Source organism: Streptomyces sp. NPDC089919, from assembly GCF_040684615.1.
Classification (GTDB): Bacteria; Actinomycetota; Actinomycetes; order Streptomycetales; family Streptomycetaceae; genus Streptomyces.
The window spans coordinates 60578-67522 of the sequence record NZ_JBFBGK010000037.1 but is presented as its reverse complement, the minus strand read 5'-3'; the positions used below and the strand labels follow the sequence as shown (position 1 = coordinate 67522).

At 70.8% G+C, this 6945-nt stretch carries 7 protein-coding genes and 2 pseudogenes; 2 read left to right on the top strand and 7 right to left on the bottom strand.

Annotated elements, in window-relative coordinates; translation table 11 throughout:
- The 3 genes and pseudogenes from AB0O40_RS17430 to AB0O40_RS17420 form a co-directional block, all read right to left on the bottom strand.
- Positions 1–479: pseudogene (locus tag AB0O40_RS17430) on the bottom strand (lipopolysaccharide biosynthesis protein); the annotation flags it as partial.
- Positions 476–943, bottom strand: coding sequence for a hypothetical protein (locus AB0O40_RS17425; RefSeq protein WP_365041694.1), 468 nt, complete (start codon positions 941–943; stop codon positions 476–478). The gene AB0O40_RS17425 and the pseudogene AB0O40_RS17430, both read right to left, overlap by 4 nt.
- A 204-nt stretch (positions 944–1147) precedes the next feature.
- Positions 1148–2473, bottom strand: a complete 1326-nt coding sequence (locus AB0O40_RS17420) for a hypothetical protein (RefSeq protein ID WP_365041691.1) — start codon at positions 2471–2473, stop codon at positions 1148–1150.
- Between the two features lie 339 nt (positions 2474–2812).
- Between AB0O40_RS17420 and AB0O40_RS17415 the strand changes: the two genes are divergently transcribed.
- Entirely contained in the window at positions 2813–3070 is a 258-nt protein-coding gene (locus AB0O40_RS17415; RefSeq protein WP_365041688.1) for a cold-shock protein, read from the top strand.
- 60 nt (positions 3071–3130) lie between these two features.
- On the opposite strand, the gene AB0O40_RS17410 is transcribed toward AB0O40_RS17415, so the two are convergent.
- Positions 3131–3508 (bottom strand): hypothetical protein, encoded by a 378-nt coding sequence (locus AB0O40_RS17410; RefSeq protein WP_365041685.1) that lies wholly within the window; start codon positions 3506–3508, stop codon positions 3131–3133.
- 237 nt (positions 3509–3745) lie between these two features.
- Between AB0O40_RS17410 and AB0O40_RS17405 the strand changes: the two genes are divergently transcribed.
- On the top strand, positions 3746–4198 hold the full coding sequence (locus AB0O40_RS17405; RefSeq protein ID WP_365041682.1) for a hypothetical protein: 453 nt from the start codon (positions 3746–3748) through the stop codon (positions 4196–4198).
- 173 nt (positions 4199–4371) lie between these two features.
- On the opposite strand, the gene AB0O40_RS17400 is transcribed toward AB0O40_RS17405, so the two are convergent.
- The 3 genes and pseudogenes from AB0O40_RS17400 to AB0O40_RS17390 form a co-directional block, all read right to left on the bottom strand.
- On the bottom strand, positions 4372–5067 hold the full coding sequence (locus tag AB0O40_RS17400) for a hypothetical protein (protein ID WP_365041679.1): 696 nt from the start codon (positions 5065–5067) through the stop codon (positions 4372–4374).
- A 694-nt stretch (positions 5068–5761) separates the two neighbouring features.
- Positions 5762–6166, bottom strand: a pseudogene (locus tag AB0O40_RS17395) (DUF6114 domain-containing protein); the annotation flags it as partial.
- 48 nt (positions 6167–6214) lie between these two features.
- On the bottom strand, positions 6215–6847 hold the full coding sequence (locus AB0O40_RS17390) for a DUF6230 family protein (protein ID WP_365041677.1): 633 nt from the start codon (positions 6845–6847) through the stop codon (positions 6215–6217).
- Between the last annotated feature and the right edge of the window lie 98 nt (positions 6848–6945).

Genomic DNA, 6945 nt, shown 5'->3' with positions numbered 1-6945 from the left:
GACTCGTAGGCGGCCTGCCGGTTCTTGAGGTAGGCCTCCGTCATCGCGTTGGCCCGCTTGGCGGCCTGCTCGGGAGAGGTCGCGGTGTAGGTGAAACGCAGCACCAGGGTCTGCGGCGGGTTCGTCACCTGCAGGCCCCGGCGCAGCGCGCCCAGTTCCTCCTCGGGCAGCCCCAGGTCCTTGGCCGCGTTCTTGGCGACCCCGTTGCCCAGCGCCGCCTGCCGCTCCGAACCGATGTTGATCATCTTGTCCGGGGACGAACCGTTCGCGTCGAACGGGTTCAACGCCGGCGCCCGCAGCACCACGTCCGAACTCGCCACATACGTGTCCGCCGAGGTGATCCCCAGCCACGCACCACCCAGCAGCCCGACACCCACACCACCGGCCAGGATCCGCCGGTAGCGGGTCAACTGCCGGAACTGATCCCGCAAGAGATCCGGCTCGTCCTCACCGGCCGCAGGCCGGTTGGTCTCCGTCATGCGCAAGCTGGCTTGAGCAACGCCTCGTCGTGAAGCCGCTGGAGCTCGCGGACCGCCGTCAGACCGATCGCCCTCGACCGCTCGATCGCGGCGAGCGTCTGGGTGGAGACCGGCTTGTCCGGGAATTCCGTGGCCTCCATACCGCTCGCCAGTCCGTGCAGGCCGGCCATGGCCCAGGTGGTCTGCTCGCTCTCGGAGGCCTCATGGGCGTCCACGGTCACGAGCGCCTTGATCAGCCATTCCGAGAGCGGCATTCCTCCTTGCATTCCCAGCAGCGGCTTGGAAATGAGGAAGAAAAGGAAGGTCTGGAAGTTCCGGGCCTCGGGCTCGAAACAGGGCAGCTGATGCCGGATCTGCGCCAGGCCGCGGAGGGACACGGCGCAGAGTGCGTCATGCGCGGCGGGCTCGCACCGCCTGTTCACCCGGTCTGCCATCTTGGTCAGGAATTCGACGTACTGGTGCACGGTGAACGCCTCCTCGCTGCAAATCTCCGGGTGTATTTCACCCGCTCGCCGCGACCGAATGCGGTGGTGGCGAATTGATCAGAAGGGGATGGATCCATAGGAGCACACAAATCAGTCGCCGATAGCGGGTTGTGTTCCTCGTCACGGCGGGGGCCCGCGCGGGTGGCTCCCCCACGGGCCCGCGCTCTCAGCGTGGCGCCTTCGTCACCAGCCCTCGCTGCCGCCGGCGAATCCACCGGCGAGATCGGCTCCGCCGAAGCCCTGGCCCCAGTCGGCCCCGCCCAGGTCCTGGCCCCAGCCGGCCTGGCTCTGGCCCCAGCCACCGAGGTCCTGGCCCCATCCGGCTTGCGTCTGGTCCCCGGCTCCCAGGTCCTGCCCCTGACCGGCTTGGGCCTGGTCCCAGGCGCCGAGGTCCTGGCCCCAGGCGCTCTGGTCCTGCCCCCAGGCGGCCTGGTCCTGGCCCCCGCCGCCTGGGGCCTGGCCCTGGTCCTGCCACTGGTCCCAGCCGGCTTCGGTCGGGGCCTGGTCCTGACCGGCGGCGGTCGGGGCCTGGGCGTCGCCCTGGGGCTGCTCCTGGCCCGGGTCCGCGGTCTGGTCCTGGGCCTCGCCCGGCCCCCGGCCCGTGGCACCGTCCTGGCCGCGGTCCTGGTCCTGGTCCTGGTCCTGCGCCTCGTCCTGGGCTCGTTCCTGGTCGCCGTCCTGCCCGGCGTCCGAGGTCCGGTCCGGGGCCCGGTCCGAGGGGTCCGACGGGTCCGACGGCTGGTCCTGGTCCGCGCTCTTCGGCTGCTCCCGGTCGTTCGCCTCGTCCTGCTCCTGACCCGGGCTCTTGGCCTGGTCCTGGCTCTGCCCCTGGGCCTTCGCCTGCTCCTGGCTCTGACCGGGCCGGCCCTGCGCCTGGGACTGGCCGCCGCTCTGCCCCTGGCTGCTCTGGCCGGCACCGGACGACGCGGACTGCCTGCCACCGGAGCCGGACTGTGAACCGCTCTGGCCACCGCCGCCACCGGAGGACGACGGCTTGCCCGCGGAACTGCCGGAAGCGCCGCCCGCGCTGCTCGACGTGGAGCCGGACGAGCCGAAGAGAGCCTGCGTGAGCAGCTTCTCCAGCAAGGAGCCCGTACCCGAGGCCGCAGGCGCCGGTTTCGGGGCTGCCACGCGCGGCGGTACGACCTGCGAGAACACATAGGAACCGGAGGTCGTCGCGACCAGTCGCCGGACCTCACCGGTGCTCTGGTTCACATAGAGGCTGCCGTCCCGGAGCCACCCCGCGGTGCGTGCGACGCCCTCCTGGTACGACCAGGTCGTCGTGGCCTGCGGAACCGCGGCAGCGGGCTGGGCGGCCACCGAAGGCAGCTGGAGCTGGATTCCGGCGGGTGCCGTGGCGGCCGAGCTCGCGGATGCCGTCGCCAGTTGCACACCGCCGGTCACCGCCGCCAGCGTGGCCACGGCGGAAAGGGTGCGCTTGACCTTCACGCTCTCGGAGCCGCAGGTCTGCCGGCGGTGCCGCCCGCGGTGTTCACTCGCATTCGCCATCAGTCTCTCCTTCGCGCTACCGGAACACCCGGCTTGACGTGTTGCGTTCCGACCTTGACCCGATGACGGAATCCTGGCAGCGGGCCGGCGTCCCGGAATCGGCCCGGAGGCCGGACATTCAGCCGGCGAAAGGTTCTTCCGAAACCGCGGCGACGCCTGCGGCTACGACTTCCGGAGGATGGACATGGGCACGAAGAAAGGGGCAGCACGGGCGATCATGAAGAAGCGTCGTCATTCCTGACGCCGGTTGACACTCCGGGGGCCGAAGTTACAGTCGTAATCCGGGCCTTACGGGGCAAGCCCGATCGTCCGCAGCCCGGCACGAGAAAGGGAACCACCATGACGGAGCGACAGGTCGGCCGGGTCAAGTGGTTCGACGGCAACAAGGGATTCGGCTTCATCACGCCGCTGAGCGGCGGCGCCGATCTGTTCGTCCACTTCAAGTCCATTGAAGGCAAGGGCTTCACGAGCCTCAAGGAAAACCAGCACGTCTCGTTCATCCCCGAACCGGGCAGCAAAGGCATGCACGCCGCCCAGGTCCGCCCCCAAACCGAACCCCCAGACCCCCTGACCCACTGGCTCCACTCCAACCACTGAGTCCCCGAAGCCGCCCCGCCACCGCGGAGACCTGCGGGCCCGTCTCCCGAACCGTGGACATCAGCCGAAGAGCAGTTCCACGTCCTTCGCGACACAGACCCGAAGGACGAGCATCAACCGCCGGGCCGCGTCGACGTGCGTCCGGGGGACGCCGGCCTCGTTCCACCACTGCTCGACGATCGCCTCGAGCCGCGGAAGGAGCGAAGCGCACTCTGCGACCGAGAGCACGCCACCACCGTTGTCGGCTCGATCGAGGAACGGTACGAGCGCGGTGGAGACATCGCTCCAAGCCCGTTCCCCGCCGAAGCCCCGCATCTCGTCGAGATCGAACCCCTCGGCGCGCGCCAGCTGCCGCCGGAAGGCGTGAAAGCCGCTGTAGGACCACCCGGCGTCGGGGCTGCCACCGTCTCCGTCTGCGGGGAACAAGGTCAGCCCCACGTCACTCCCCCTCAGATCACCGGACCCACGAAGGATCGGACGGAGCCGGCCACGCCCGCAACCGAGATGATCCGCCGACGGCTGAGGCAACGCCCGAGCCGTCGGCGGGCCGATGTCGAAGTGGGCCCCAAACGTTGCCGTTCGGGTGTCGTCCGGCCCTTGCTCTCGTCCCGATGATGGGCGCGAGCGCAACCACGGACCCGGAACCAGGGATGGGAACGCATGAGGCATTCATCGTTGAAGCGGTCGTTATTCGGCATGGCGGCCGGCGCCATGGCGGCAGCCGCACTGAACCTCTCGATGCTGGCCGTACCGGCGGCCGCGGGCGAGTGCGGGACTCCGAACTGCGGCGGAGAAGTCGACAACAACGCCGGCAGGAACGTCGCCATTTCCAACTGCTGGGCCGACTCCTACGGCACGTGGGAGAACGGCGACAGCCTGCCCTGTCATGGAAGGCCCGCCCGCACGGGCAACCAGGCCAACGCGATGACCTGGCTCGCGCCCGGCGAGCGGGAGGACATGTTCTCCCGGTACTACGACACCGACGCGGTGCGGTTCACCAGCGGCTGTACCACCTACTACCACTTCTGGGGGTGGCCGACCCGCGTGGAGGACCGTAGCGGCCGGGACAGCATCTGGATGAAGATCAACAGCGCCGATCACCTGTACGTCGAGCGCGTCGTCTGCTGACGCCGGCGGCGCAGCACCGGCCGGTGGGAGCCCTGTGTGCTGGCCGCGGCGCGGAGGTGGTGCGGCGGGCACACCCGACGCACCACCTCTCACCGGCTGTCCTCACCGCCTTGCTCGCCCAGGCCGACACCGAGGACGACTCCGACCAGGTCCTCGCGTCCGAAGGAAACGCCCTAGTCCGACCAGAGCTTCAGGCCCGGGACGTTCAGGGTGCCGCCGAACTGGGCGGTTTGTTTGACCTTGACGTCGGTGAAATAGACGGAGGAGACGTTCAGCGGGGGTGGGCTGGACGGGGTGTAGGTGACGCGGAAGGTGCCGAAGAGGTCGCCCTTCAGCTCGTCGGTGTACATGGTGATCCTGCCTCCGCCGATGGTGGCCGTGGCGCCGCGGCGGGCCGTCACGTGCATGGTCCGGCCGCCTTCCACGACGGTCTGGTGCATGTTCTTGATCGCGATTCCGGAGGCGGTGAACTTCATGACCTTCTTCGTCCCTCCCCCGGCCGTCCGGACCGTGACGACCCCCGCGTAGTCCAGGCCCGCCATGGAGAGCTTGGAGCAGGTGAGGAGGAAGGGCTGGTCGGGCAGCAACGGGATGCCGTCCGCGGCCGGGGCCTTGGCGCCGCACAGGAGACCGGAGTCCCCCGGTCCGGCCGGGCGCTGCACGCACGGGCCGGGCACGACCGGAACGTCCTCGTCGGCCTGGGCCAGGCCCGGCGTCACGGTCATCCCCAGGACGGCTGCCGTCGGCAGCGCGGCCCAGGCCATCGCCTTGCCGGCCGGTATCGCGAACCTGGCCGGCAGCCCGGCGCGTTCGGCCCGAGCCCGTCCGGCCCGGGCGGTGGCCGCCGCCGGCCTGTCGTCACCAGCCACGGTCGCCCCAGCCGTGGGCAGGAGCAGCTGCCTCGGGGGCGCCGACCCCGTGGAGCAGGGCGTCGGGCGCGATCTCGTACGAGCCGAGGCCCGTCTCCGCCTCGGCCGCCGGCCACTCGGCGCCGCCGAAGGCCGCGGGCACGGGCTGCTCGGAGTACGCGTACCCCACCGGTACGGCCGCCTGCTCGGCGTACGCGTGCCCGTACCCGTACGACGGCTCGGTGCCCGTGGCGTACCCCGCCCACCCGGTGCCGGTCGCCGCGGCCTGGTCGGCGTACGCGTGACCGGAGCCCGCGCCGGGCGCCGTCGCGTACTGGCCGTGGCCCGGAGCCACGCCGGACCAGGCGCCGCCGCCCGGTGCCGTCACCGTCGCGTACGGGTCGTACGGGTACCCCGGACCCACCTCGACAGCCGAGCCCTGCCACCCCATGCCCACCGGCGCCAGCACCGCGTCCTCGCCATGTCCGTACCCCGATTCCGCGCCGCTCGCAGAGCCCGGCCACTCGCCGCCGGTGGGTGCCGTCGCGTAGCCGGAGTGCTCGGTCTCCGGGTACGGGGCGGCGTACGCGTCCGCGTCCTGGGCCGGGGCCTCCGCCGCCGGGGCGTTCGGGTCCTCGGCCGGCTCGGCCTCCTCGGCGGCCGCCGCCTCGTCGGCAACGGCGGACGCGGGAAGATCCGCCGCCCGGGCCGGCGCGGGCGTGCCCGGCCGCCAGGCCAGCGCCATGGTCCCGCCGAGCATGGCGAGGAGGAAGCCGAGCAGGAACCCGCCGAAGTTGGAGACCGGCAGGGACACCAGGGCCAGCACCATCGCTCCGACGCCGGCGACGACCCGGATGTTGCGCTGGAACCACAGGGCCGGGCCCAGGGTCAGCAGGAGCACGCCGATGATGAGCGAGCCGGAGCCCGCCGTGGTGGCCATGGCGATGGTGACGTTGCCCAGCCGCAGGTCGGCATACGGGAAGTAGAGGATCGGAGCGCCGGCCAGGAGCGTGAACAGCCCCGCCCAGAAAGGCCGTCGGCCTCGCCACCGGCGGAAGCGCAGCCGCGCGTGGCGGAACCCGCGCGCGGGTTCGCGGGAACCCCGGGTCTCGGCGTTCATGGACTCAGCTCCCTGGAGACGGTGTTGCGGAGGACGACACGGCGCGGCCTAGTAGCAGGGGCTGTCGCCCTTCAGGAGCTGCAGGTTCAGGTTGTTGAGCTTGAAGGTGCCGGCCGTGGTGGCCCAGGCACGCTGCTTCACGCCCTCGAGCACGGCCCCCTTGGCGCGCTGCGAGAAGGCGTTGGGGTTCTGCACGGTGCCCGCCTGGGGCTTGGTGGTGTGGCTCGGGTCGCCGACCGCGACGCCGATGTCCAGGTCCTTGAACGTGGAGGAGGTGGTGTCGAGGTCCGCGACGTCCAGGTAGAGGTTCTCGGCGAGTGCCGGTGAGCCCTTGTGGCCGGCGTGGATCTTCATGGTGATGTTGCCGAGACCGGGCACCGGGGTGACCAGCGACTGGCACATGTTCGTGATCTTGGCCTGCCGGAACCCGGAGATGGTGACCGGGTTGGACGACACCTTGCCGTCCATGTCGTGGCCCTTGGCGACGCCGTTGTACTGGATCAGGTCGTAGCCCTCGAGCTTGTCGGCGGTGACCTTGAAGTCCTGGCCCGACACGCTGAAGGAGGCCGCCAGCGCGCCCTCCGCCAGGCCGACGCCGACCGCGGCCGTGCCCGCGATACCGGGCACCAGGAGCAGGGCGAAACGCTTCCAACTGGTCCCGCCACGAACCTCGGAACTCATGGGCTTCCTCTTTCTCGGACATACGACAGCGGTGCGGGTCGAGCGTGGCTGATCGTCGACCATGTGCGGCCGGTTCACAAGAGGGTGGTTACTGACGG